31 protein-coding genes, 1 tRNA gene and 1 pseudogene are annotated in these 23,136 nt (G+C 50.5%); 11 read left to right on the top strand and 22 right to left on the bottom strand.

Going from position 1 to position 23,136, the window contains the following annotated elements:
- The 6 genes from GGR07_RS03325 to GGR07_RS03350 are packed head-to-tail and all read right to left on the bottom strand — an operon-like array spanning position 1 to position 4,112.
- Positions 1–729 carry a BACON domain-containing protein gene (locus GGR07_RS03325; RefSeq protein ID WP_021645552.1) on the bottom strand — a complete coding sequence of 243 codons (729 nt, stop codon included), beginning with the start codon at positions 727–729 and terminating at the stop codon, positions 1–3.
- An 18-nt stretch (positions 730–747) separates the two neighbouring features.
- Positions 748–1,083: a hypothetical protein gene (locus tag GGR07_RS03330; protein ID WP_221213938.1), complete on the bottom strand. Its 336-nt coding sequence runs from the start codon at positions 1,081–1,083 to the stop codon at positions 748–750.
- Positions 1,019–1,462: a hypothetical protein gene (locus GGR07_RS03335; protein ID WP_021645554.1), complete on the bottom strand. Its 444-nt coding sequence runs from the start codon at positions 1,460–1,462 to the stop codon at positions 1,019–1,021. The genes GGR07_RS03330 and GGR07_RS03335 overlap by 65 nt, the downstream gene beginning before the upstream one ends.
- Positions 1,463–1,464: 2 nt before the next feature.
- A complete protein-coding gene (locus GGR07_RS03340; RefSeq protein ID WP_021645555.1) occupies positions 1,465–1,869 on the bottom strand; it encodes a hypothetical protein in 405 nt (134 codons plus the stop codon).
- A gap of 2 nt (positions 1,870–1,871) precedes the next feature.
- Positions 1,872–3,065, bottom strand: coding sequence for a BACON domain-containing protein (locus tag GGR07_RS03345; protein WP_021645556.1), 1,194 nt, complete (start codon positions 3,063–3,065; stop codon positions 1,872–1,874).
- A 6-nt stretch (positions 3,066–3,071) separates the two neighbouring features.
- Positions 3,072–4,112, bottom strand: a complete 1,041-nt coding sequence (locus GGR07_RS03350; protein ID WP_021645557.1) for a head maturation protease, ClpP-related — start codon at positions 4,110–4,112, stop codon at positions 3,072–3,074.
- A 170-nt stretch (positions 4,113–4,282) separates the two neighbouring features.
- On the opposite strand from GGR07_RS03350, the gene GGR07_RS03355 reads away from it, so the two are divergent.
- The 7 genes from GGR07_RS03355 (at position 4,283) to GGR07_RS03385 (ending at position 10,522) form a co-directional block, all read left to right on the top strand.
- Positions 4,283–4,726, top strand: a complete 444-nt coding sequence (locus GGR07_RS03355) for a helix-turn-helix domain-containing protein (protein ID WP_021645558.1) — start codon at positions 4,283–4,285, stop codon at positions 4,724–4,726.
- Positions 4,723–6,252, top strand: a complete 1,530-nt coding sequence (locus GGR07_RS03360; RefSeq protein WP_122056618.1) for a hypothetical protein — start codon at positions 4,723–4,725, stop codon at positions 6,250–6,252. Before GGR07_RS03355 ends, GGR07_RS03360 begins: the two co-directional genes overlap by 4 nt.
- Before the next feature lie 19 nt (positions 6,253–6,271).
- A complete protein-coding gene (locus tag GGR07_RS03365; RefSeq protein WP_021645560.1) occupies positions 6,272–6,697 on the top strand; it encodes a phage protein Gp36 family protein in 426 nt (141 codons plus the stop codon).
- 11 nt (positions 6,698–6,708) lie between these two features.
- Positions 6,709–8,046: a phage portal protein family protein gene (locus GGR07_RS03370; protein ID WP_021645561.1), complete on the top strand. Its 1,338-nt coding sequence runs from the start codon at positions 6,709–6,711 to the stop codon at positions 8,044–8,046.
- A gap of 287 nt (positions 8,047–8,333) precedes the next feature.
- Positions 8,334–9,299: an LPD3 domain-containing protein gene (locus GGR07_RS03375; protein ID WP_317616690.1), complete on the top strand. Its 966-nt coding sequence runs from the start codon at positions 8,334–8,336 to the stop codon at positions 9,297–9,299.
- Positions 9,300–9,450: 151 nt separating this feature from the next.
- Positions 9,451–10,044, top strand: a complete 594-nt coding sequence (locus GGR07_RS03380; protein WP_021645563.1) for a phage virion morphogenesis protein — start codon at positions 9,451–9,453, stop codon at positions 10,042–10,044.
- Positions 10,045–10,072: 28 nt separating this feature from the next.
- Positions 10,073–10,522: a hypothetical protein gene (locus tag GGR07_RS03385; RefSeq protein WP_021645564.1), complete on the top strand. Its 450-nt coding sequence runs from the start codon at positions 10,073–10,075 to the stop codon at positions 10,520–10,522.
- Here GGR07_RS03385 and GGR07_RS03390 read toward each other — a convergent pair.
- The gene (locus tag GGR07_RS03390; protein ID WP_021645565.1) at positions 10,509–10,778 is read right to left on the bottom strand and encodes a hypothetical protein; all 270 of its coding nucleotides are present in this window, start codon (positions 10,776–10,778) and stop codon (positions 10,509–10,511) included. The two genes, GGR07_RS03385 and GGR07_RS03390, sit on opposite strands and share 14 nt — an antisense overlap.
- Positions 10,779–11,081: 303 nt before the next feature.
- Between GGR07_RS03390 and GGR07_RS03395 the strand changes: the two genes are divergently transcribed.
- Positions 11,082–11,891 (top strand): DNA adenine methylase, encoded by an 810-nt coding sequence (locus GGR07_RS03395; protein WP_034542594.1) that lies wholly within the window; start codon positions 11,082–11,084, stop codon positions 11,889–11,891.
- Between the two features lie 56 nt (positions 11,892–11,947).
- Here the strand turns inward: GGR07_RS03395 and GGR07_RS03400 are convergent, their stop codons facing one another.
- From GGR07_RS03400 to GGR07_RS03465, 14 genes are all read right to left on the bottom strand, one after another.
- Complete coding sequence (locus GGR07_RS03400; protein WP_021645567.1) at positions 11,948–12,265, bottom strand: hypothetical protein; 318 nt, start codon at positions 12,263–12,265, stop codon at positions 11,948–11,950.
- Between the two features lie 70 nt (positions 12,266–12,335).
- Positions 12,336–12,944 carry a master DNA invertase Mpi family serine-type recombinase gene (locus GGR07_RS03405; RefSeq protein WP_021645568.1) on the bottom strand — a complete coding sequence of 203 codons (609 nt, stop codon included), beginning with the start codon at positions 12,942–12,944 and terminating at the stop codon, positions 12,336–12,338.
- A gap of 126 nt (positions 12,945–13,070) precedes the next feature.
- Positions 13,071–13,325 carry a hypothetical protein gene (locus GGR07_RS03410; RefSeq protein WP_021645570.1) on the bottom strand — a complete coding sequence of 85 codons (255 nt, stop codon included), beginning with the start codon at positions 13,323–13,325 and terminating at the stop codon, positions 13,071–13,073.
- On the bottom strand, positions 13,315–13,692 hold the full coding sequence (locus tag GGR07_RS03415) for a hypothetical protein (RefSeq protein WP_021645571.1): 378 nt from the start codon (positions 13,690–13,692) through the stop codon (positions 13,315–13,317). The genes GGR07_RS03410 and GGR07_RS03415 overlap by 11 nt, the downstream gene beginning before the upstream one ends.
- Entirely contained in the window at positions 13,689–14,159 is a 471-nt protein-coding gene (locus GGR07_RS03420; RefSeq protein WP_034542500.1) for a DUF4494 domain-containing protein, read from the bottom strand. The genes GGR07_RS03415 and GGR07_RS03420 overlap by 4 nt, the downstream gene beginning before the upstream one ends.
- Before the next feature lie 31 nt (positions 14,160–14,190).
- Entirely contained in the window at positions 14,191–14,838 is a 648-nt protein-coding gene (locus tag GGR07_RS03425) for a DUF3164 family protein (RefSeq protein ID WP_021645573.1), read from the bottom strand.
- Positions 14,839–14,893: 55 nt separating this feature from the next.
- Positions 14,894–15,118 carry a hypothetical protein gene (locus tag GGR07_RS03430; protein WP_021645574.1) on the bottom strand — a complete coding sequence of 75 codons (225 nt, stop codon included), beginning with the start codon at positions 15,116–15,118 and terminating at the stop codon, positions 14,894–14,896.
- Positions 15,115–15,711, bottom strand: a complete 597-nt coding sequence (locus GGR07_RS03435) for a helix-turn-helix domain-containing protein (RefSeq protein WP_021645575.1) — start codon at positions 15,709–15,711, stop codon at positions 15,115–15,117. The genes GGR07_RS03430 and GGR07_RS03435 overlap by 4 nt, the downstream gene beginning before the upstream one ends.
- 7 nt (positions 15,712–15,718) lie before the next feature.
- Positions 15,719–16,168 carry a hypothetical protein gene (locus GGR07_RS03440; RefSeq protein ID WP_021645576.1) on the bottom strand — a complete coding sequence of 150 codons (450 nt, stop codon included), beginning with the start codon at positions 16,166–16,168 and terminating at the stop codon, positions 15,719–15,721.
- A gap of 5 nt (positions 16,169–16,173) precedes the next feature.
- Positions 16,174–16,767 (bottom strand): hypothetical protein, encoded by a 594-nt coding sequence (locus GGR07_RS03445; protein ID WP_394357305.1) that lies wholly within the window; start codon positions 16,765–16,767, stop codon positions 16,174–16,176.
- Positions 16,768–16,835: 68 nt separating this feature from the next.
- A complete protein-coding gene (locus GGR07_RS03450; RefSeq protein ID WP_021645578.1) occupies positions 16,836–17,726 on the bottom strand; it encodes an AAA family ATPase in 891 nt (296 codons plus the stop codon).
- A 48-nt stretch (positions 17,727–17,774) separates the two neighbouring features.
- Positions 17,775–19,865: a hypothetical protein gene (locus tag GGR07_RS03455; protein WP_122056617.1), complete on the bottom strand. Its 2,091-nt coding sequence runs from the start codon at positions 19,863–19,865 to the stop codon at positions 17,775–17,777.
- 57 nt (positions 19,866–19,922) lie between these two features.
- Positions 19,923–20,108, bottom strand: a complete 186-nt coding sequence (locus tag GGR07_RS03460; RefSeq protein ID WP_021645581.1) for a hypothetical protein — start codon at positions 20,106–20,108, stop codon at positions 19,923–19,925.
- 218 nt (positions 20,109–20,326) lie between these two features.
- Entirely contained in the window at positions 20,327–20,602 is a 276-nt protein-coding gene (locus tag GGR07_RS03465; protein WP_021645583.1) for a hypothetical protein, read from the bottom strand.
- A gap of 115 nt (positions 20,603–20,717) precedes the next feature.
- On the opposite strand from GGR07_RS03465, the gene GGR07_RS03470 reads away from it, so the two are divergent.
- Together GGR07_RS03470 and GGR07_RS03475 are read left to right on the top strand one after the other, a co-directional pair.
- The gene (locus tag GGR07_RS03470) at positions 20,718–21,344 is read left to right on the top strand and encodes a LexA family transcriptional regulator (protein WP_021645584.1); all 627 of its coding nucleotides are present in this window, start codon (positions 20,718–20,720) and stop codon (positions 21,342–21,344) included.
- Positions 21,345–21,355: 11 nt separating this feature from the next.
- Complete coding sequence (locus GGR07_RS03475; protein ID WP_021645585.1) at positions 21,356–21,646, top strand: hypothetical protein; 291 nt, start codon at positions 21,356–21,358, stop codon at positions 21,644–21,646.
- 149 nt (positions 21,647–21,795) lie between these two features.
- On the opposite strand, the gene GGR07_RS03480 is transcribed toward GGR07_RS03475, so the two are convergent.
- Positions 21,796–21,868 (bottom strand) — tRNA-Met (locus tag GGR07_RS03480).
- Between the two features lie 645 nt (positions 21,869–22,513).
- Between GGR07_RS03480 and GGR07_RS03485 the strand changes: the two are divergent.
- Positions 22,514–23,038, top strand: a pseudogene (locus GGR07_RS03485) (phage integrase SAM-like domain-containing protein); the annotation flags it as partial.
- Positions 23,039–23,136: the final 98 nt, after the last annotated feature.

The raw sequence follows: 23,136 nt of genomic DNA on the forward strand, positions 1-23,136 counted from the left end.
TTACTTCTCCTGCGTCAGATTGACGGTCACCTTCTTGGATGAATCAGACACCAGTGTCAGTATCAATGTGCCCGTCTTGGGACTTGACGTCCCGTTATTGGCAGCCGTGATGACTAAGCAGTTGCCATCCTGCGCCACGGTGAAGTCGGTGTGCGAGCCCGACAATGTGAGAGGGCCTGAAGCCGATACGCGAAGCACCTTCGTGCCTCCCGCCTTGGGAAAATTCACCGTTTCCGCATCCACCATCACTCCCGGTGTGGTAGGCTCGATGGAGTAAGGAGATGAACCGTCGGCCGGGGAAAGCATCTCGGCTTCGCAGTCCATATACAGATTCCCCGAATTGCCCAGTTTGCCACGGATAAATCCGCTCAAAGCCACCTTCTTGACACGGATGGTCTGTCCCGTACCCGTCTTGATGACAAGAACACCTTCTTTTGTTTCCATCTTCTCCGGCGCGTCCCATTTCTCGCCCGTCACCTTGCCACCCGCGATATCGGCCATGTGTTGTGCTACGAGCTGAATCATCTGAAACGTCAGTGTCGTGGTTCCGGGATTCGATACTACTTTCTTCACCGGGCCGGTGCGCACCTGTGCGGCAAAAAGTTTGTTGTAAGTAGGCTTGTCGCCCCCGAATTCAATACCTTCCTCGGAGATGTTTCCAAGCACCTTGCCGCCGAAGCTCACTTCGTCCAGCAGCATCATGTATCCGTCATTGATTCCATTTTCCATAATTCTTTTATTTTTCTTTTAACAAATCTTTAAACGCCGTTTAATCAACGTTAGAGCAAGGAAAAAAACGGCTATCCTCCCTGTCCATATCTGGAACCACTGCCACCCGGTAGGTTCTCTTATCACCTTTGGCGGCAGTTCTTTATCCTGCTTCGCGGTCTCGTTGCGGATGCGGGTCAACTCCTCGTTCAGTATCATCACTTCCCGGGCAAGGCTGTCGCAGGTGGCTGTCACTTCCAGACTGTCCTCCGATATACGTGTCACGTTCACCGTAGCCCGCCCGCAGCGCTTACTGAATCCCGTCCCCACCGGTATCGCTTTCAGCAAGTCCGTCGGAAAAGTCGTCTTCGCCATACTCGGCGGTACCGGTTCTTGCAGGCGCACGAATCGTTTTGCGCTTTGCAGACTGTCTGCGCTGCGTTCGTTCCGTGCCAATCGCCCCGGACTTCTGCAGCTCGTTGCGAATAGGGCAATCAGCATAATACTTGCAAGTGGAAGCCCTCTGAATGGTGCTGTTAAGCTCACGCACCGCCTTGTATAGTTTAATATTCTCATTCTGCAGATCGATTATAGTGTCCGACAAATTGTCATACATCTCTTTGTAAGTGTCGTTGCGCTCTTTGGCAGCGAGCACTTTCCGATTCTCCCTGTGTCTGAGCCATACCCACAACGAACCGATAAAGCCGCTGGGCAAGAGCCACTGGAGAATCTGCGTTATCAGTTCCGTTGTCATGGCTAACCGTTAATCACTAAATCCCATCCCGCCTCTACGTCCGCCATCACTGCCGGCACGCCGTTCTCAACCCTACTCATCGCCGCTGCCAGACTGCACATCGTTCGGCGGTTGTCCACATCGATGCGACGGTCGGCATCCAGCCCGGTGAGCTTGCACACGGTGGATATATAGCCTTTCGTGTCGTTCTCCGAGGGCGGTGCCCACCGGCTGATGATGGTACGTACCGTGTGGCATCCATACACCAATGAGTAGTTCCGAAGCAGCTTCAGGGCCGCCCGATAGCCGTAGGCCGGAGAACGGAACTGGCAGAAGGCTTTGTCCTGCGAGGGGCGAACCTCCCCCTGCCACGGCGTGCGTGACAGGCGGATGTTCAGGGGATTATTATTCTTCAATCCTCGACTCATTGCTACTTACCGTTGGCTTGGAACAATTCGATGACTGCTTTCTTGGACGCGCTACCACCGAGTGTCAGCGTCAGCGTACCCGTCTTGTCTGCTTCCGTGCCGTTGGCCTCCGTCGTTACGCGGACACCGAACTCGGTCTTCTCAGCCTTAAACCCGGAAGGAGCCTCGCCGATGGTATAATCACCTGTTGCAGTCACAACCCCTATCTGTGTGCCGCCTTCGGCAGGGAATACCAGTTCCTGCGGCTCTACCGTAATGGATGGCTCGGCTGCCGCACCGCGCTTGTCCAGCACCACGCACTCCTCGCCGAATGCCACGTTGGTGTCGGCCTTCATCAACATCTTGAAAAAGTAACGCTCGCCGGCGTTGGTCAGCTTGTCGATCTGGATCACGTCCATGTCATCTTGCAAGTTCACTGCGCCCCAAAGGTTGGTATCGTAGTCCTGTCCGCAGATGGTGGCCACGATCAGATCACTCGGCCAGTTGGCCAACGGCTCGATGCGGATGCCTTTGAAGCGCTCCACGTTCATGTCCGTATAGTTGGCTCCCTTGTTGGGCTGTGCCGTCAGCTCATCGTCGTACCTGTCGAAGTCCGCAACGGACATTAGGATACGCAATCCGGGGTTGCTGCGCATGGTCACGGGGATCTTATCCTTCAAGTCCTTCAGGCGGCCGATCATGGTCGACTGGGAAGAGGTGACGGTGATGCGCTCATTGTTGCTCATGATCCGGGTAACAATACCGTTAAACAGTTTGTCATCTCCCGTTTCGGCGTACACGCCGTTGATGAAGTGCCCGCCCAACTCGAACTTGACGCACTTGGCCAGTTCGTTCAACAGGGCGTTCTGCGCCTCGGCGGGAAGCTCGGCGAACACGAGGTTGCCCTTGGGCTGCCACTTGCGCCAGATTTTCTCGAAGCTCCGGGGGTTGAACGTGGTGAAAGCCATGAAGTCCTTTGGTTCCAGCGTCACTTCACTGTAATCGAAGTTACCCTTGCCGTCCTCGTCGGTGGGCATCTCCTTGCGTTTCTGAAGCATCTTGCCACCCTTCAGGCGGGGAATGCTGAACTTGTCGTTCACACCCGGCTCGATGTGAATAAGACCTTTTTCTACCAGTTCGTTACCGGTGGCGGCCAGTGTCAGGAGCTTCTCCAGTACCTCGCCGCTGTAATTGGTGTTTTTGATAATTATTGCCATAACTCTTTATTTGTTTTTGTTTCGGTTCCTGATTTCTTCCATCCGGGCATCCCATGCGCTCCGGCCGCTTCCCTGAGGAGGTGTCTGCAAGCTGTTCTCCACGAATTTCTTCGGCTTCAACGCTTTCAATGCGGCTTCGCCGTTCACGCGGTCAGCCTTCAGCAAGGCCTTGTAGGTGGCGCGCATTGCTGAGGTAAGGCGCCCGTCTTCCTCGGCATCGTCCAGCATCTGTTCCATTTCCGCCTCCCGGGCTTCCGCTTCCTTGCGGGCATACTCTTCGTTCTCGGTTTTCAGCCGGTCACGCTCCTCGGTCAGCGAGGATACTTTCTCGGCTTCCTGCTCCAGATGCTCGATGTGCCGGAGCGCATCTTCGTCGGTCGCGCAATCCTTGAACGACGGACGTTTTCTCAATTCTTCCAAATTCATATCTGTGTGGTTTTGTGGCTTGTTCAGCCGGTTATTGAATATCCTGTAGATTTGCTCGGGCGTGCTGTCGGCAGGCACGGGGTCGGCATCGTAGATTTCGTCTATAAGTCCCAGCGTCAATGCCTCCTCGGCTGTGAACCAATGGTCCGTGCCGTCGAACCACTCCGACCGTATGGTTTCCCTTTCCTTGCCGCAACGCCCGGCGTAGATGTCGCACAGCGTCTCCTCGAGACTCTCGAGCATCGACATGACCGATGCCATTTCGCGGGCGTTGCCATACGAGCCGCCCGAAGGGGCATGTATCATCAGCCGGGCATAACGGCTCATCTTGACCGGTTTTCCGCATGCGGCAATCACGCTTCCCATGGAGGCGGCTACACCGTCAATATAAATGGTGATGTCCGCCGCGCTCTGCCGGAACGCATTGAAAATAGCAAGACCGGTGAACACGTCACCGCCCACGCTGTTGATGCGCACGTCTATCTTTCGGCCGCCGGACTCGGCCTCAATCAGTTCGCGGGCTATGTCACCGCTGTTCACCCGGTCATATTCGCCTATCTCTCCGTACAGCAGAATGCAGGCGGATTCCTTGCCCGGTATCATGTTGAAATATCTGCCCATGTCTCTTTCGTTTTTTGGGCAAAATTAGGGTATGTCACGTAGCGTGTCAAGACGTATATTACATGATAAAACTTTATAAATCAATCATGTATGATTGTACTTCCATGCTGCGTTAAGGGTGTTGACTTTCATCCGATATAACACCAATTTTGCATGAAAAAAGAGACGTTATGGCAGAATTGACGACACAGCAGAAAAAAGAATACGCGGGGATGCTCTACCTGAAAGAGAACCTGACAATGCAAGAGATTGCCGAGAAGGTGAACGTGACCCGGCAGACCGTTTCCCGGTGGATTAAAGCCGAGAAATGGGAGGAGCGGAAAGTGGGCATCACCCTGACCCGTGAGGAGCAGATTGCAAACTTGCACCGGCAGGTGGCGGAGATAAACAAGGTGATCGGAGAAAGGGAAGCCGGCAAGCGGTTTGCCAGCCCGGCCGAAGCCGATACGCTCGGCAAGTTGGCGGCCGCCATCAAGAAGTTGGAGAACGACGTAGGGCTGTCCGACATCATCAGCGTGGGCATGCGCTTCATCGACTGGCTGCGACCCGTAGACCTCGAACGAGCTAAGGAGTTCACCGCATTGTGGGATGCTTTTATAAAGGACAGCCTATGAAAGCGATAGACAAAGAACATCTGGCCAAGTGGGAGGTGTTCCGGGAGGACATCTTCCGCGACACGCCCGTGGAGGTTAGCCTGAGCCGGGGCGAGATGGAGAAGCACAAGGCGTACCTGGAGAAGCACCCTTTGGAATGGATCAAGTTCTTCTTCCCGAAGGCGGCGAAGTGTGAGTTCGCCGATTTCCAGAAGAAAGCGATTGCACGCTGCACAGAGAATGACGAGTGGTACGAGGTGCTTTCGTGGGCGCGGAGCCTCGCCAAGAGTACCATCGTGATGTTCGTCGTGCTCTATCTCGTCTTTACCGGCCGGAAGCTCAACATCATCATGGCGAGCGCCACGCAGGATGCCGCCATCCGCCTGCTGAAACCCTACAAGACACACCTGGAGAAAAACGGGCGGCTGCGCGCCTATTACGGCAACCAGGTGCAGGCAGGCTCGTGGAAAGACTCCGAGTTCGTCCTGAAGATGGGCGTGTCGTTCCTCGCCGTGGGAGCGGGAAACGCACCGCGCGGCGCGCGTAACGAGGAGGTGCGCCCGGATACGCTGCTGGTGGATGACTTCGACACCGATGAGGGATGCCGCAACCCGGACACCGTGGAAAAGAACTGGCGGTGGTGGGAAGATGCGCTCTACTTTACACGGGACCCGGCACGTCCCACACTTGTGGTGTTCTGCGGAAACATCATCGCCAAGGATTGCTGCATCACCCGCGCCGGGGCCGTGGCCGACCACTGGGACATCGTGAATATCCGGGACAAGGAGGGACGGTCTGTTTGGCCGCAGAAAAACTCGGAAGCGGATATAGACAGAGCCATAAGCAAGGTAACGACCGTGGCGGCGCAGAAAGAATACTTCAACAACCCCATCAGCGAGGGCGAAATATTTACCGACATAACCTACGGCAAAATACCCCCGCTGCGTAAGTTCCCTTTCCTCGTGATATACGGCGACCCCTCGCCGGGAGAGAACAAGAGCAAGGATTCCAGCATGAAGGCCTGCTGGCTCTGCGGGAAGCTGGGCGGAACGCTTTACGTCATCAAGGGATTCCTCGACCGGGGGCTGAACGCCGAGTTCATCGACTGGTACATCAGGCTGAACGCCTACGTGGATGGAAAGACCAACGTCTACTGCTACATGGAGAATAACAAGCTGCAAGACCCATTCTTCCGGCAGGTATTCTTGCCGTTAGTACGCAAGGCTCGGGAGGAGCGGGGCATAAGCCTGAACATCCTGCCGGACACCGAGAAGAAAACGGACAAGGCCACGCGTATAGAGGCCAATCTGGAGCCTCTGAACAGGGAGGGCGATCTGATATTCAACGAGCAGGAAGAGAAGAACCCGCACATGCAGCGGCTGGCCGACCAGTTCAAGCTCTTCACGCTGCGCCTGAAGTTCCCCGCCGACGGTCCTGACTGCATAGAAGGTGCCAACCGCATACTCGACAACAAGTTGCTGAAGTCGCAACCTGCCGCCGTCATTCCCCGTAAAGTGCTGCGGGGCAAGAACAAGTACAGAATGTAACATTAAACACACCATACCCATGAGTAGATTTATCGAATTGAAAGATTACGACGCCACGATGCACCGCGACATACTCGATGCGCTGACACGCGAGGACAAGGTCCTGCCTGAGGTTTGCGCCGACCGCGCCGTGGGCGAGATGCGGGGATACCTCTCCGCCCGATACGACTGTGACAGACTGTTCGCCGCCACCGGCACCGACCGCAACCCGGTTGTGCTGATGATAGCCCTCGACATTGCCGCCTACCACCTGTTCAGCATCCACAACCCGCAGAAGATGTCGCAGGTGCGCAAGGACCGTTACGACCGCGCGGTGGAATGGATGAAAGGCGTGCAGCGGGGTAACGTGCTCATCGACGGAGCGCCAAGCCTGCCCGAACCCGGGCGTAGCGGGAACTCGCCCTTTCAAATGAGAAGCAATCCCAAACGAAGGAACCACTTTTAAACCAATACAACATGAGAAAGAATACATACAGGAAGACTGGCCGGCGGATCACCGCAGGCGGCCTTCGTCCGCTGCCGGGGCAAAATACGTCCCGCACCATCGTACTGATGCAGCCCAAACGCTTCGGCATAGACATCGACACCGTCGTGTCGGCCATCAACGCAGCCGAGAACGTGGACTTCTGCCGACGGGCCAAACTCTACGACCTCTATGCCGACATTCTGATGGACGCACACCTGACGGCCGTCATCAACAAACGCAAGAGTGCCGTGCTATGCACGCCTGTGGAGTTCCACCGAGGCGGAGTACCCGACGAGGAGATATGCGAGATGCTACGCTCGCCCTGGTTCTACCGCTTCCGCAGCGATGCCATGGACGCCCTGTTCTGGGGATTTACACTCGTACAGTTCCACCGCAACGGACAGTGGCCGGACTATTTCCTCGTGCCCCGCAAGCACGCAGACCCCGTGCGTGAGGAGATATTCCGCCATCAGACGGACATCACCGGCGAACCCTGGACGGAGTATGACGACCTGCTGTTTATCGGGAGCCGCACCGAACTCGGGCTGCTGGCGCAGGCGGCCCCCTACGTGGTGTACAAACGCAACACGCTGGCCGACTGGGCGCAGTTCTCCGAGGTCTTCGGCATGCCCGTGCGCGAGTACCTCTACGACGCCAACGACCCCGAAGCCCGGGCGCAGATACTCAATGATGCCTATAACGAAGGCGGGGCGGGCGTATACGTGCATCCCAAGGACAGTGAGATGAAGTTCGTGGAAAGCAACGGGAAGACGGCCAGCGCCGACCTGTATGAACGCCTGACGGAGCGGTGCAACGCAGAAATATCCAAGCTCATACTGGGCAACACCCTGACCACCGAAGCATCGTCCACCGGAACGCAGGCCCTTGGAACGGTACACCGCAAGGTGGAGGACAGGCTGGCGCAAGCCGACCGCAAATACCTGCTTGACCTGCTGAACTACGAGATGACGGATATCTTCTCCGCCATGGGCATCGACACCTCGGGCGGGAAGTTCCTATTCAAGGAGCCGAAGGACATCGACCTGAACCAGCGCATGGAAATCGCCTCGAAAATGGATGCACTGGGGCTGCCGTTGGACGAGGAGCAGCTGTACGAGGAGACGGGATTCCGCAAGCCGGCTGACTACGAGCAGCGAAAACGTGAACACAGGGATGTTGTTCCTCCCGTACCCGTCGGGAAAGACAAAACGGAGAAGCCGGAAAAGCCGGAAGAGGAACCGGCGGACGACAAGGAAAAAGGAGTATTCAAGGCCTTGAAGCGTTTTTTCGGCCAAGCCCCCAGAGGCGAGGGGGCTTTAGGCTGGTAGTGGAGGACCTGTACTACAACGATTCCTGCCCTTCGTGCGCCGCTTTCAGGGGTGAGGCGGCACAAGGATTCACCTTCGATAAAGAAGTGCTTAAACAGGCTTTAAAGACCATTTATAAGCAGGACTTTTCTCCTACCGCGGACATCGAGGAGCATCTTTTCGATGAGACCTTCGCCACCTTCGGCCGTGCCATAGACGAGGGGTACGGCAAGCCCGCGCCGGGGGCATCGAACGAGGGCTTCTATCACGAGCTGCGCCGCAACGCCGCTGTGTTCTCTGCCTTCAAGGTGCACCGCCTGCAGAACGACATCGCCGCGCAACTGGTGAACGGGAACGGGCAGCTGAAGCCGTTCGAGCGCTTTGCCGAGGATGTCCGCCCCATGCTCGACCACCAAGTGGAACGGTGGCTGCGCACCGAATACGACACCGCCGTTATCCGTGCCCATCAGGCGGCGGACTGGCGCAAGTACATGGAGCAAGCCCACATCCTGCCCAACCTGCGGTGGCTGCCTACCACCAGCGCCACGCCCGACATCGTGCACAAGCAGTTCTGGAGCATCGAACTGACCCTCCCCGTTGGACATCCCTTCTGGAATGCACACCGCCCGGGAGACCGCTGGAACTGCCACTGCTCGCTCGAAGCTACGGATGATGCCCCCACGCCGGGACACGAGATTCCGAAAACCACTCCGCAGAACAAGTCCGCGCCGGGACTGGACAACAACCCAGGCACGGACGCGAAGCTCTTCAGTGACACACATCCCTACGTGGCGCATGCCTATAAAGGGGCGAAAAAGGCGGTGGAGAAGTTCATCAAGGAGAAGTTCCCCGACAAGGCAAGTGTCAAGGTGGAGCCGAAGCACGACGAACCGAAAAGCTATGCCGCGCGGACAAAGGAGATAAAGAAAGCGGCCGCACCGCTGAAAGAAGAGATATTCGTAAACAAGCGGTTTAAAAAAGACATCCGCATCACCGGGCGAGGCATTAAAGAATGGCTCAACCAGCCACACGAGCATTATGCGCACAAGAACGAACTACTGCTGCGCATGGGCGATGTGATGAAGAAAGCCAAATACATGGGCTACGGAAAGGATAAGCATGACCCTTCTGTTAAGGCGCATCTGTTCGAGGTGAAGATACTGGGTGATAAATCGTGGATTATCGTGCGCGAGTTGAAACCCGGACGGGTGGAGATTTATAGCATATCGGACAGCCCGAGGATATTGGATATCATAGAAAAACCGACCTCCTGACAAGGATTCCGCGGAACTGCAATCCGCGGCCTGAATCAGAAAGCCGGCCTTTACACCCAAGCCACGGCCGGAACTATAATCCGGCAAGCCTGAAGGTGTACCGCAAAGATACGACTATTTAATTAATAAACAACAAATTGAACCAGTTTTTATGACTATTAAAGAATTCCACCAATACGCCAAGCAGAAGGAGAAAGAGCTGGATCGGCTCTACAACGACATCCTGCCCGTCAAAGTGGGGGCAATCGCCAAACGGCATTTTCAGGACAATTTCCGCAAGGGGGGATTCGTGGATGGCGGCCTCACGCCCTGGCCGGCCACCCGCAGGCAGCAGTCCGGAGGGAAGTCGGCCGCTTCGCGCTACGGCCCCTTGTTGAGCAGCCGCACCCACCTGATGCGCAGCGTGCGCGACGTGCCAGGGCGGGCACGTACCACCATTGTCAGCGACCTGCCATACTCCCGTATACACAACGAGGGAGGTACCATAGAGACGCATCCCAACGTCACACCCCGCATGCGGCGCTTCGCTTGGGCAAAGTTCTTCGAGGCGGGTGGCGGGGGAAAGAAAGAGACCGAAGTGCCGGCCGAAGCTCTGAAATGGAAGAAACTGGCGCTGACGCGCAAGGCGAAACTCGACATCCGGGTCTACATCCCCCAGCGAAAATTCATCGGGGCAAGCCGGGAACTTGAAGAACGGATATCGGAGAAAATCATCAACGAGACAAGGAAGGTACTGGGGAAATGAAGACGTTAGACATTTAGATTAGAAAAATATGGAAAAGCTATTCAACATTTTGCAGCGGGTCATTGCCGAGGGCATGTCCGAACTGAGACTGACAGACGAAGACTACGGACAATTAGAGATACAGGAAGACCACTATCCCGTGACGTTTCCCTGCGTACTGCTGGCCGTGCCCGAAGTGGCATGGACGGAACTGGCGGGAGGGGCGCAGCGCGGAACGGCTACCGTCATCACCCGGCTGGCCATAGACTGCTACCAAGACACGCACTACGGCAGTGGAACTGAGGATGAGACCGCACGCCGACAACAGATGCGTACCCGGCTGCACAGACTTCTGCAAGGCAGAAAACCCCTGTTCGGGTGCGGTGCGCTGGTGCGCCGCAAGAGTAGAGACTACAGTCTGCCCGGAGGAATAAAGGTGTACGAAACGGAGTATGAGATGACGGTGGCCGACACGCCCTGTGTGGTCAGTCGTCAGTAAAGAAGGAGAGCTGCGAGGCCGATAAGCGAGGCTTGCGCACTTTGGGCACGGGACGCACATCAATATCGGTCAGCTTGTGGCAGTTGGCACGGATAATGGACATGATACGCTCCTCAGAGATGAAAAACTCCTCACGGGAAAGAATTTTCAATGCGTCATCGAAACGAAGACGCTGTATCTCCGTCCAGAAATAGTACCTCTGCAACAGCTTCTTGTCTCTTAGTGATATTAATGTTTTGTTTCTTCCGCGTGACATGACATTTTATTTATCACAAAAATAAACGTTTTCTCGATTTTATACACTATAAAAATGAGAAAAACTCCAGTAGCCGATTAGTCACCGGAAATTTTGCTCAAAAACAGAAAGGAGAGCCGGAAAAAGTAATACTGAAGAATAAACAGGAAAGGGAAAAAGCCCTCGACCGTTAGCATAGATACCACTCACATACTAATAAAATGCGCCGCAACGCACAGCCGAGGGCAAGACCTTCGCTGCGTTACGGCGCATTCGTACATGTGAGTGGTTGACAAAAGTAATAACTATAATAGAAAAAACAAAATGAAAACACCCATTTCTTATTATGGAGGCAAGCAAACAATGCTAAAGCATATCCTTCCTCTGATTCCAAGTCATAAACTATACACAGAGGCTTTCTGCGGTGGAGCAGCGGTATTGTTTGCCAAGCGTCCGGCCGATGGCGAGATTATCAACGACATCGACATGGATATAACAAACTTCTATTGGATGGCCAAGGCCTATTATCATGACTTAAAGCAAGAGATTGAAAAGACTTTGCACAGCCGGGATATGCACGCCCATGCGGGACATATTCTGCAATATCCTCAATTCTTTTCACCGGTGCAGCGGGCATGGGCTGTTTGGGCGTTGTGTAAGATGTCCTTTGCCAGCATGATAGACGGTTCGTTCGGCTATGATTTTGGCGGCGGAATGCCGAAAAAACTGCGTAACGCAAAGGATGAGTTTACCGAATGGCTATGCGCCCGGCTCGATAACGTGACCATAGAGAACAGAGATGCACTGAATGTCATCTCCACTTACGACCCACCTGATACTTTTCATTTTGTAGACCCGCCTTATATCAACAGTGATTGCGGGCATTATGAGGGTACATTCGATGAGTGTTGCATGGAGAAGCTCCTGCAGTTATTGGAACAGGTCAAAGGTAAGTTCATGCTGACAATGTTTCCCTTGAATATGATAGAAGAATATGCCAATAAAAACGGGTGGGTCATTCACCAGATAGAAAGAACAATCAGCGCTTCAAAGACAAGCCGAAGAAAGCAAGAAGAGTGGATGATCTGCAATTATAAAAACTCTGCACATGGGAAACAAACCTGCTTATTTTAAAACAAAAACAGCGTTTGAAGGTAGTTTAAACGCTGTTTTATTTGATTGGTTTAGAATTATTCTAAAGCTTTTTTTATGGCTGCTTTAGCGGCTTTTATCTCTTTGTCTGCAAAAGAATAAATAGACTGATCATTGTTATCAAATCGTTCAAGCATCTCTTGCAACGCTTCCAGTAATTCAGGAGCAGCGGCTATTAGTTTAGCTCTCTTTCGTTGCCTCTCAGTTCCGAGTTCAGGCCTTCCAACTGGAAAAACTACCATAGCTAACGGAAATTCTACAGGCGTGTCTTCTTTTATAAAGATTACGCCATCAGGAAAACCTGGAGTAAATGTCTCGACTGTTTTCCATTTTACTAAACTTTCTTTTTTACTCATTCCTTTCTTATTTTAGTTGCTCCCGACATTAATGTCGGGAGCAAAAGGTTCCATATTACATTGCCTTGAATTAAGTAATTAAATTATTTCTTAAGAATCGGGCAAGAGTGTTCCGGTTGACCTTACATATTCCGGCTATCTTACGCTGTGATATACCTTCATTCAGAAGTCCTTTAACCAACTCTTTTTTCCCATACAGCTTGTATTTATCGGGCGAGCTCTTTCTCCCTTTAGGGCGTCCTAATATCACGCCCTCTAACTTTTTACGGGCTAAAGCCTCCTTAGTTCGCTGACTAATCATGTCGCGTTCGATTTCGGCGGCAATGCCAAAAGCGAACGCGAGAACCTTGCTCTGTATATTGTCTCCCAATTCGTAACCGTCCTTGACGGTGTACACCTTTACATCGTGCAGCATACAGAACTCCAATATTCGCATGATCATGAACAGTTTTCTCCCAAGACGAGAAAGTTCGGAAGTTATTATTACATCACCCTTTTGCAGTTTATTCATCAGTTTTCCCAACAATCGCTTTTCGGGCTCTTTTGTTCCGGATATGCCATCATCTATAATCCAATCATCAACTGACAATCCAAGGGATTCTGCCTTCTTGCACACTCCCAACTTCTGATTATTTGAGTCCTGTTCGTCCGTACTTACCCTTAAATATCCGTATATCATAATACTGACTCTATTAATTGCATAGCTTTCGCGCCATAATGTTTAACTACTATATCCTGCATGGACATGCAGTCCCATTCTTCTGGATACATCTTTTCGCCTATTTTAAATCGATTCATATCTTTCTTATAATTCATTAATATGGATTGGTTTCAGCTGCTTGTTATACAGTTTTACTTTCAACCTTTCCGTCAGGATAAAAACAAAGGAAGCGGCATCCGGATTGTCGACGCAAACTCGCACCCCGGTGAGATGTTCCGCTTTCGCTTTCATGAGAGTCACCTTGCAAGGCTTGCCGTAGTATTCCCAATAATACACCAGTTGTCCAAGCAAGGCGGTCTCTATCTGTATCACAAGTTCGACAGGTTCTTTATAGAGCATGGCGGCGGGATGTTTTATACTCGGTCTCCATCCGTTCTATCTCTTTTTGACAAGCGATCCATCCGGGGAAACCTCCTATGTTCTTATCGTCAATATAGCAATGGGCATATACTTTTCTGCCACCGGGGCCGTATTGGGCAATGTTTTCCGGGTTATGCTCATTGACCCGGTCAAAGGGAATCCGTCTCTCCAAAAGCCAATTGACGGCTTCCAACAGTCGTTCTCCGGTCCTGCAAGTCCAGATAATGATATAATGCCCCTGCTCATGCAATCGGCGCAGCACCTCGCCGGCGTAAGGCTGTTCGCCTGCAATAGCCGGGTATTCTCCCCGGCTAATGGTCCCGTCAAAGTCTACTGCGATAATCACACTTCATCCTCCCCTGACTTTCGTTCCGCAGCCTCGTATGGGAGCACTTCCCAGATAGGAGACTCACACACGGATGCGATCTGATAGTCGGCCATAGTGCCTTTCATGCCTTCGTCGAGTTTTTTCACCGCGTCGCGCAAGTCCGCCGCCTGCACCAAAACCTGCGTGGAAGTCTTTTTCTCCGCTCCGCTCTTTTCATCGAGTGTGATAAAGATGAGCTTGCACTTGAACCATCGGTCTGCGCTCTCTTCATCGCTGGCGAAGAGTTCGCTGTAGTTGGCGCGTTTTATGTCCGATACGGTAAACTCTCCGCTGATAAATTGCTTGACCTGTTCGATAAGACGCGCTTCCGCTTCAGTGAAACTGAGCGCATCTACCAGGTACGCTTCGGTTACTTTGACATTCATACCCGCCTCGTTTATCTTCTCGTAGCGGACTTTTCCTTGAAACCAATTGTGCATTGACATAACTTTTTTGCTTTTAAATGATTTGATAATTTTATTTCATGGCCGCTAAAGAAAGCGGCAGTTTCATCGGATTTCCTTTGGAATCCCGCATCTCCACTTCAATGAACTGGCAGGTAGGGACAGGGCGGTAAGCCGCTTTGATTATTGAGATGCCGTCTAAAAAGTCAGGGCTTTGGCTTTTTATGGCCAGTCTCTCCAGTTCAAGCACCTTATTGGCTTTAAGCGCTCCTTTTCTGTCTTTTGCCAGCAATCCCATTACGGTGTCCACCAGAGCTGCGGTATCTTCATCCTTGGCCAGAGAGGCAAGATACTTCTTCACTTTTTCCACACCCGCTTCCACTGTATCGTCCCATCCTTCATTCACCCGATTGCCAAGCGTAATGCTGCAAGTTCCGTCCTGGGTGGTGAACGTATCGCTCCGGCGGTCGCCTTTCACCTTAAAAAGTTCATTCTTCATGCTTATGAGCGTGGCAGCATCGGAAAACACCTCTTGTTTGATGCGTGTCATTTCCGATGAAAGAACCTGAAGTTTTCTCAGGTTGACAGCTACAAATTTGTCAACCAGTTCCTTGTAAGTTTCACGTTCCTGCTGAACACGGATGGCTTCCGCACGTTCCTCTGCTTCAAGCTGTAGCTTGAGCTGTTCTTTTTCTTCTTTTGTCAATTTGGAAATTTCCATACAGTTCTGTAATTTTAAATAAATGGTTCATACTATTTATCGATTAAATTCTCACTCACTTCTTCGAAGCAGCCAGACCGGCTTTCCCCTGTTCGATACGCATGTTCAAATTGTGGAATTCATTGATCAGATCGTCTGTTTCCTTGCATTTTTCCGTCGTATCTTTTTCCATCAACAAGTCTATTATTTCCTCCATTCTTGCTTCATCGCGCGCGATGCGCTCCTCCAGTCTTCTGATTTCCCGGAGGCGGAGGCGGCGGTTGGATTCGGTTTCTTTCATTCTTCCTGCATTTTTTTACAAGTCCGGTGTTCGCGTACGACTTTGCTTTTGTCCAATTCCCTTTTGCTGAAATATACCCGGGTACCCTTCTTGTAACCGGTCAACAGCCCTTTATCCGCCCAACGTTTTATGGTGGATTTGCTACACCCCACATATCTGCATGCATCTGCTTGACAGATAAGGTCATTTGTTTCCGCTTCCTCCACGGGCTTGCGATTGATCTTCATAGATGCCTTGCGCATGCCGAGCACTTTTTCCAAACGGCAGACACGTTGCATCAGGCTCAACAGCGTACGGCGCGAAACCATAATCCTGTCCGGGTCCTCCGTTTCCTCATATTCCGGCACCTCGGCACCGGGTATGAGTTCCTCCAGGGAAAGGCTCCCCGCCAGATAACGCGCCGCATCGCGCGCGGCGAAAAAGAGCTCTTCGTTTTTTTCATCCTCGGATACCCCTCGGACATATTGATCAAAGACCTGCGCCTCATTATGCCTGCACTCCAAAACGTTTGCCTGTGCGGCGCTTTTTTCGTCTCCGTTTTTCCGGAGCAGGGAAATGGCATGATTGATTTCCCGGTTGTTTCTTTTCCTCATGGCTGTTTTATTTTAATTCGTTCTCTTTGTACGCTATCTTTTCCAATTGTTTTTTGAAAGCTTTCAGCTCTTCCAATGTCATCTCCGTGACATTGCAACGGGCTTTGCTGCGGTTGCGCGCAAACACATTCAGTTTCGCCTTGTTCATTTCAAACTCCTCGGGAGTGTCATTGCTATAATCCTTGTTCAAGAAGGAGATTTGAAACGATAACGCGAAAATGCCCCTGAGCAGGTTCTTTGCGGCTTCCTTCCGTTTCTTTTCCATATCTCCGTCGAGAAAGGAAAACAGATGCCGTGCTTCCGAAAATGAAATATCCTTCAAGCTGTCCGTACGTCCGCCGGTCAGGGAGTAGATGCACGAACGCCGTGCCTCTTCATCCATGCCCAGGTTACGGAACTTGGCGTGCAGCGCCTTTAATTGCTGTGGGCTGATGTTTTTTTCGATTGTCCGTCCCATTTTCTTTATTGTTGTTTTTCCTTCCTACCCCAATACTCCTGCGCCCGTTCCGGCCAGATGTCGAAATGTCCCACCGGTCCGATGAACCGTCCCTTGCTGATGGCTCGGTACCCTTCCACATATATTTTCAGCGCCGCGTCGAACATGACGCTTTTGGCAGATCTCCCGGTTGGGAGCGTGCCGGTGGCATGGCTGATGAAGATGAGCAGTTTGTTACGGTGTCGCTCCTTGAAAGCGATATATTGCCGGTAAGTCATCTGCGTGTACTGGAAGCTGTCTATTACGATAAAATCGGGGCTTTTCTGACGTTTGATGCGGAGGCTTAATTCTTCCATGCTCTCGTTGTCAAGTAACAGGAAGCGGCGGTTGACCTCATCCATGCCGAAGCGTCGGAGCGTGTTCTGCATTGTCAGGCAGGCGCCCTCCTCCATGCTGTTGTAAGCCACCCGGCCGAATCTTGCAAGCTCCTTACAGAGCTGCATGACGAATGAAGTCTTTCCATTCCCCGAATTTCCCCAGATAAACCATACCCCTTTCCGTTCAGGCGTGCCGAATGCGTCGTACCACGCACCTTCGAACGAAAGAGTTTCGAACTTCATGCTGAGCACTTCGCGTACTCCTTTCGCATTGCGGGCGAACGTACGTGCCGTATCCGTCGTAGTTCCGTTCATCGCGCACCCTCCAATCTCCTGGATTCGGCAATGCGCTTGCAGGCGTGCACAACACGCTTTACGCGCCGCAGGTCATGCTCGGCCTGTCCGGCTTCACGCAGCACGCGCTTGATGTCTGCTTCATCTGTCAGGCCGTTCGCCCGGCAAATCGCATAGATGTCCTCGCGGGTGGTGGCGGACACTTCATAGAAACGGCGTCCTATGCGAGAGTTGATCTCCTTGTATCCTTTCTTATTGTAGCGCAACCCGTTCTCCATCCGCCGCTTGATATAGTCCGTAGAGAGGAATATGATGCCGCACTTGCCCGTCAGCCGGTTATAGATCGATATGAAGTAATTAAATACCGAGTCTGTCAGCTTGTCGCCCTCATCGAAAATAAGCAGCGGATTATTCAGGAAAGCAATCATGGATATGGCATACTCCAGGATGTCACGCAGGTTAGTCCCATCTGTGGGCGCGCCTACCTGTTTGGCTATCTCCCTGACAAAGTCGCTTTTCCGCATGTCTTCCGAGCATAGGATGTAGAACACGTTGCGGTGCGTGCGGCGGTACTCGATTGCAGTCGCCGTCTTTCCGCATCCGGCGTCACCTACCACCCACGTTACGTTTTTGTACATCTGAGCGTCGTTCATGGCGAAGGTGATGCGTGTAAAGGTGGCGCTTTCATGCAGCGTCCAGCCCTCGAGGCTGTAGCCTATCTGTACGGAAATGCGGATAAACATATCATCGCTGATATTGGTGTATTTGCCGTTCATCAGGGCGGATAAGGTGGCGGCGCTCACACCGTTCAGGCTTTCGGCCGCGCGGTTCTGTGAAGGGTAGTTGCTGCAATAATCCGCAAGCGCCTCGCGGATGTCATTCTTTTGTTCCTTGGTAAGTTCTTTCATCTGTTTGAATATTGTTTGAATGATTGTTGAATATTGCTTGTTTCTCGTTTAAAAGTCTCCGTACATCTCTTCCCATGTAAGTTCGGAGGCGGCTTTGGTAAATTCCCCCACCGTGGCGATACCCTGTTCGTCCTCTTCCTCAAAGGAGAAGGGGACGGGTTCCGTACCGTCCGGATAGCTTACCGGCGCCTCTATCTTGCCTGTGGCGTATGCTTCCCTGTACGCATCCATCCGTTTCTTCGACACGCCCACGGGGCGCGGGATGTTGAGTTTCGCGTACGCTTCTCCGGCGCATTCGTCAAGCAGCATTTCTTCGGAAGCGATATGCATGGCTACGCGAGCCTGTTCGTTGGCGCGGAGCTGGGCGAAAAGCAACGCGTCTTCTTCTTCCGCACGGTCCGCCGTGGCACGGTGGATGCTTACCTTGGGAGTCGCCACCGCCGCAAATACAAGCCCTGAGGCAGTGGGTTTCCACAATTCTATGCGGGTCATGTCCGCCGGGTCATAGCGGTAATGGAAACTCTCTCCGACGTTGGACAAATGAAAATTCATATCCACAAGCCCGTCCTCACCGTATACCATGTAGCGGTACTCCTGTTTGTTCAGGGTGAAGCAGTATCCTTCCGTTCCGTATTCCACGCTCTTGGCAGAGGTCAGCATGAACAACTCCGCCAGTTCGCGCCCTTCTACCTGTTCGGCATACGGGCAACAGAGTGAAGCCTGCATCTCCATGCGTGTCAACCCCGTTTCCGAGCCTGTGTGCGGGGAGTTGTTCCATTCATCCCGCAGGTGCAGGTATTGCTCCATCATATCCTCTCGGGTGGGCAGGCTCTCGATGTTTGCGGTGATCATGTCTAAGTTCACACGGCTGCCGCGTTTTCTGGCCGTAATGTTCTGTCCCGTGAAGTTGTACATCTTGTGCAACACCTGGGATTGAAATCGCCCGAATGCGCTCTCTATGCTTTTGCTTTGTGCATTGTGAGGCATCGTGGTTTTGTGCAGGTGACAGATTTGCCCCAGGAAAGCCACCGCATCCGCACGTTTGTGCCCGCCCTGGTTATCGGTCACGATTTCGTAAGGCTTTACTTTACATGTTTCCAGTGCCATGCGGTAAGCCGAATATTGGGTGCTGAATCTTTCAGGACCGAAAGAATATCCGATAAATGCTTCCGTGCAGGCGTCCATTACCTCGTACACGTCCGTCGTGCGGGCCACCATACGTTTGCTTTTCCTGTCGTATTCCTTATAGTAAAGGTTGACCTTTGTTCCGTCACCGTACCAGAGTGTATTCGGCATGTCGGGCATCTTCGTGTCAAAAGTAGGCATGAACTCGTTTTTGAAAGCCACCTCGCCATGTACGGAGGCGAACCACCAGAGCTTGACGGCTGTTTTGTTCAGGTAATTGCTTACCGTTTGCGGGGATTTCACCGGCGAAAGCCCTTTTTCCTTGGCGATGCGGTTGTACTCCTCGAATATCTGCATTTCAGTGTACACGGGGAACTTGCTGCGCCGCAAGCGAATCAGGACACGCCCCTCGGCGGGACCGATCTTGCGTGCGGTCTGATTGCCGAAATTGCCGTTGGCTAATACCTCGTAACCATACCGGCGGTAATGGTTGTATTTCTCCAGCAATCGTGCACGGCTCTTGGGCAGCGTATGCCCGTAACGCTCACGAAGCCTTTCGCTCAGCGCCACCAGCTCATCGCTCACCAGCTTTGGCCGTCGGTAACCGCTTGCGCTGTGCAGCTCCGTCATAGCAGAAGCTTTTGCCGCAAGAGCGTTGAGAACCTTGGCGTTCAGAACATATTCCGCCTGCCGCTCTAAGCTGATGGCGGGCGTGCAGCTTCGGAAATACTCCACTGCACGATCGTCGCTCTTCAATCTTTCGTCCGTTGGCGTAATAGCCGTCAATCGTTTTTCCATCTCTTTTCTTGCATTAGGATTTTGCATGTCATAAGCGGAACGAAGTCGCTGAGGAAGCCTTTCGTATGAAACAAGCGCAGGACGGTTGCGGGCTGCTCTTTGTATGACAACCAGCTTGCCTATGTTAACGTATTTGTCATAACAAGACCGAGAGATGATCCCACTTCCTACAAGCTCTTCGAACGTCACGCATATTGTTTTTCCGTATAATTCCATTGCTGAAAATTTTCGTTTGTACAGGCCCCGGCACCGAACCGGGGAGAAAGCCGCCCGTTACAGGCTCTTTTCCTGTTCTTTACCCGGCAGACAAAGAGATATCGCTAATATCACTGTCAATAGCACTATCACAAATGCGTTGCGGCAGTCAGTACTTGTCGCGTCCACATTATTTCCCAGCCACAGCCCGTAAATCATACCTGCTGCTATGGCTGTCTTCTGAACATTTTTCCAAGTCTTCATAATCTATCAAGTATTAAGAGTTAATCGATATCAAGTCATCTATGTCACAAGAGTTCACTACAGGGTCGGGGAATGCAATTGGTATGCTTCCATCTCTATATCCTACATCGATACACACAGTCGCCATCCGTGCTCAGTAAGGCATTATATTCCAGCATCAGTTTTCGCAGTTTCATCAGGAACGCAATTTCTTTTTCTGTCAGCTTTCTATTCATATATTAAAGTGTTACTGAATCATTCCTTATCACCGTCTTCACATTCCCTTTGGAGTCCAGGACTTTTATCGGGCGTTTGGTTGTATCTGTCACATCGTTAATCTCCAACAACCGGCCTCCATTGGCCATAGCAGCCTCTCTGATTTTTGTAGCCTGCACACTGTTGCGTCTGAACAGTAGAGCCTGGCTTACATTCTGCACACTTACATTGAATGTTTTAGCGAGCATTGCTTTGCCTTTGGCATTTAATTCAATCTTTTGTCTGATTTTTCTTTCCATATATCTGTTTCATTAAAATTATTCCTATCTTTAGCACGTGTTTCATTGAGACACGCTGCAAATATATACACAATTTGGGAAATATAAAAATAAATCGGGTTAAAAAAACAACAAAATGGGAAATACTCTTGATAAAAATGGTGTGCTTGACCGCATAAAAAAACACTATCAATTAAAAGGTAATGCCGATTTGGCCCGTTTCCTTGGCGTTGCTCCTAATACTATTACTAATTGGTATGGACGAAATAGCTTTGATATAGATGCTATATACACAAAATGTGTAGATATTGATTTCAATTGGCTTTTTACTGGTGAAAGTGTGGAGCCTAAAATTAGCACAAGGCCATCTGTCGGAGTTCCATATTATGATGTAGATTTTATTGGAGGTTTTGATTTAATAGAGAATGATCAAACAATACTTCCTGCACATAATATAGTTTTTAAACCATATGAAAAAGCCACTCTTTGGTGTAATGTAACTGGGCATAGTATGGAGCAAAAAATTAATCATGGGGATATAATAGCCCTTCAGGAATGTAGATTAGATGATGTTTTATATGGAGAAATTTATGCTGTAGTTCTCGATACTATTCGCACGGTTAAGATTTTGCGAAAGTCGAAAGATCATTCAAAACTTCGTTTTGTTCCTATTAATACGGTGGGTTACGATGAACAAGAATTTGATAAAAAGCGAATCATAAAACTCTATGCCGTACTTGGAAGTATTAGTAAATTCTTTTAAAAAATAATATTATGAAACTCATTAAAGCATTACAACTACATGTAGCAATCATTAGTAAGTATCAAGGAGTGTCTCTTGACAAAGAGATTGCGGAATTTTGCTCAGAACATCAAAACTTAGACGAAAAAGAACTTTTAGAAAAAGTGTATGCTAAATATGGAAGTCGCATTAAATTTTTAGAAGATGCAGCGCGTTGTAAATCTCTTATTAACATAAAAGAGTGGGTGGCAACTTTGGGCGTATTTTTCATTATAGGTTTAATTGCCTATTTAATTTATTTTGCTTCTTTCTTTATAAAATAGCTTTCAGTATTTTTCTGTATAAATTAATACTCCCGGCCTAATCACCGGGAGTATTCCATCTAACAATCAATTAACCTTATCTCCGTGTGCCTTCTCCCGTTGTACGGAGCGACAAGATCTCGGGCGCTACCTATCCAAACAAAATATTGTGGCGTAAGCAGGAGTCGAACCTGCGACTTCATGGGTATGAACCATGCGAGCTACCATCTGCTCCATTACGCGATATTTATTAAGCACACACGCTTTTCTGCTCCAAAAATAGATATTATTATTTTATATTCATTGCAAATCAAGTACTTAAATCCATGCTTTAGCAAATCAAGAAGAAAAATTAGGCGTAATATCCCCCCATAAATCCACACAAAAAACGCTAAAAAGATAGATTAAACGGAAATATGAGGGCAAAAACAATGCACCCAAATTGTTAAAAGCGTAAGTCCATTTTATCGAAAAGTAAAAATAAAAGACAAAAGAGTAAGTCCAAATTGTAAGTCCAATCGTAAGCCCAATAAACTTTTTAACATTTTAATGTTTCAGGAACGTTGTCTCGTTTTACCCATGCCAAATCAATATGGGATGATCATTTGAACGCTTATTTGAATGGTCGCAGGCAAAGTATAACCCCTCCCAAACAGCCGATTTATAGCCTTTTGGGAGGGGTTATATACATTTTCCTTGAGTTTATATACCTTAATGTTAACCTTTCGTTCGTTTAAACCGTTTAAAGCTCGCCTGATGTTAACTCAATGTAAAGCAATGTAAACCTTTCGTTTTATTTTTTCACAAGCATACGAATGCAGTCAAACGCCCTGTACATCGAACTTCCAATGTGTCTCTACACACTCCAATCTTTACACAATTCATTTTATCCCCCGTACATTTTCCGTTCTTTTCTTTGTGAAAAAGGACAAGCAAAAAATCAATGGCAGTTACCCTATTTTTGTCCGCATCACGATTGATGGTGTGGCAAGCCGTTTTAATTCCAAACTGGACGTTCAACCCAAACTTTGGGACGGTAAGGCAGGCAAAGCCGCCGGACGTTCTGCGGAAGCTACCCGTATCAACCGATTGCTGGATGATATAAACGCATCCCTTAATACCATCTATCACGAACTGCAAAGGCGTGACAATTATGTTACCGCCGAAAAGGTGAAGAATGAATTTTTAGGGCATAGCGAAAACCATGATACCATCCTTAACCTTTTCCAAAAGCACAATGATGATGTGAAACAGTTGGTCGGCATATCCAAGACGATTGCCACTTATCGTAAATATGAAGTGACCCGCCGCCATCTTGCAGAGTTCATCCAAAGCAAATATAACCTGTCGGATATTTCTATAAAGGAAATAACCCCGATGTTCATTACCGACTTCGAGTTATATTTGCGTACCACCGTAAGCCTCCGGTAAACCACGTATTTTCTGCAATCTCTTCGACCAGTATCTTTGTGCCCAAAAATAAAACTTATGATGACACGAGAAGAAGTTGC

Source organism: Bacteroides pyogenes (assembly GCF_014196225.1).
GTDB classification, from domain to species: Bacteria; Bacteroidota; Bacteroidia; order Bacteroidales; family Bacteroidaceae; genus Bacteroides; species Bacteroides pyogenes_A.

Excerpts from the sequence above, each read along its gene's own strand:
- GGR07_RS03325 (WP_021645552.1), bottom strand. The coding sequence starts at position 729 with ATGGAAAATGGAATCAATGACGGATACATGATGCTGCTGGACGAAGTG.
- GGR07_RS03330 (WP_221213938.1), bottom strand. The coding sequence starts at position 1,083 with ATGGCGAAGACGACTTTTCCGACGGACTTGCTGAAAGCGATACCGGTG.
- GGR07_RS03335 (WP_021645554.1), bottom strand. The coding sequence starts at position 1,462 with ATGACAACGGAACTGATAACGCAGATTCTCCAGTGGCTCTTGCCCAGC.
- GGR07_RS03340 (WP_021645555.1), bottom strand. The coding sequence starts at position 1,869 with ATGAGTCGAGGATTGAAGAATAATAATCCCCTGAACATCCGCCTGTCA.
- GGR07_RS03345 (WP_021645556.1), bottom strand. The coding sequence starts at position 3,065 with ATGGCAATAATTATCAAAAACACCAATTACAGCGGCGAGGTACTGGAG.
- GGR07_RS03350 (WP_021645557.1), bottom strand. The coding sequence starts at position 4,112 with ATGGGCAGATATTTCAACATGATACCGGGCAAGGAATCCGCCTGCATT.
- GGR07_RS03355 (WP_021645558.1), top strand. The coding sequence starts at position 4,283 with ATGGCAGAATTGACGACACAGCAGAAAAAAGAATACGCGGGGATGCTC.
- GGR07_RS03360 (WP_122056618.1), top strand. The coding sequence starts at position 4,723 with ATGAAAGCGATAGACAAAGAACATCTGGCCAAGTGGGAGGTGTTCCGG.
- GGR07_RS03365 (WP_021645560.1), top strand. The coding sequence starts at position 6,272 with ATGAGTAGATTTATCGAATTGAAAGATTACGACGCCACGATGCACCGC.
- GGR07_RS03370 (WP_021645561.1), top strand. The coding sequence starts at position 6,709 with ATGAGAAAGAATACATACAGGAAGACTGGCCGGCGGATCACCGCAGGC.
- GGR07_RS03380 (WP_021645563.1), top strand. The coding sequence starts at position 9,451 with ATGACTATTAAAGAATTCCACCAATACGCCAAGCAGAAGGAGAAAGAG.
- GGR07_RS03385 (WP_021645564.1), top strand. The coding sequence starts at position 10,073 with ATGGAAAAGCTATTCAACATTTTGCAGCGGGTCATTGCCGAGGGCATG.
- GGR07_RS03390 (WP_021645565.1), bottom strand. The coding sequence starts at position 10,778 with ATGTCACGCGGAAGAAACAAAACATTAATATCACTAAGAGACAAGAAG.
- GGR07_RS03395 (WP_034542594.1), top strand. The coding sequence starts at position 11,082 with ATGAAAACACCCATTTCTTATTATGGAGGCAAGCAAACAATGCTAAAG.
- GGR07_RS03400 (WP_021645567.1), bottom strand. The coding sequence starts at position 12,265 with ATGAGTAAAAAAGAAAGTTTAGTAAAATGGAAAACAGTCGAGACATTT.
- GGR07_RS03405 (WP_021645568.1), bottom strand. The coding sequence starts at position 12,944 with ATGATATACGGATATTTAAGGGTAAGTACGGACGAACAGGACTCAAAT.
- GGR07_RS03410 (WP_021645570.1), bottom strand. The coding sequence starts at position 13,325 with ATGCTCTATAAAGAACCTGTCGAACTTGTGATACAGATAGAGACCGCC.
- GGR07_RS03420 (WP_034542500.1), bottom strand. The coding sequence starts at position 14,159 with ATGTCAATGCACAATTGGTTTCAAGGAAAAGTCCGCTACGAGAAGATA.
- GGR07_RS03425 (WP_021645573.1), bottom strand. The coding sequence starts at position 14,838 with ATGGAAATTTCCAAATTGACAAAAGAAGAAAAAGAACAGCTCAAGCTA.
- GGR07_RS03430 (WP_021645574.1), bottom strand. The coding sequence starts at position 15,118 with ATGAAAGAAACCGAATCCAACCGCCGCCTCCGCCTCCGGGAAATCAGA.
- GGR07_RS03435 (WP_021645575.1), bottom strand. The coding sequence starts at position 15,711 with ATGAGGAAAAGAAACAACCGGGAAATCAATCATGCCATTTCCCTGCTC.
- GGR07_RS03440 (WP_021645576.1), bottom strand. The coding sequence starts at position 16,168 with ATGGGACGGACAATCGAAAAAAACATCAGCCCACAGCAATTAAAGGCG.
- GGR07_RS03445 (WP_394357305.1), bottom strand. The coding sequence starts at position 16,767 with ATGAAGTTCGAAACTCTTTCGTTCGAAGGTGCGTGGTACGACGCATTC.
- GGR07_RS03450 (WP_021645578.1), bottom strand. The coding sequence starts at position 17,726 with ATGAAAGAACTTACCAAGGAACAAAAGAATGACATCCGCGAGGCGCTT.
- GGR07_RS03455 (WP_122056617.1), bottom strand. The coding sequence starts at position 19,865 with ATGGAATTATACGGAAAAACAATATGCGTGACGTTCGAAGAGCTTGTA.
- GGR07_RS03460 (WP_021645581.1), bottom strand. The coding sequence starts at position 20,108 with ATGAAGACTTGGAAAAATGTTCAGAAGACAGCCATAGCAGCAGGTATG.
- GGR07_RS03465 (WP_021645583.1), bottom strand. The coding sequence starts at position 20,602 with ATGGAAAGAAAAATCAGACAAAAGATTGAATTAAATGCCAAAGGCAAA.
- GGR07_RS03470 (WP_021645584.1), top strand. The coding sequence starts at position 20,718 with ATGGGAAATACTCTTGATAAAAATGGTGTGCTTGACCGCATAAAAAAA.
- GGR07_RS03475 (WP_021645585.1), top strand. The coding sequence starts at position 21,356 with ATGAAACTCATTAAAGCATTACAACTACATGTAGCAATCATTAGTAAG.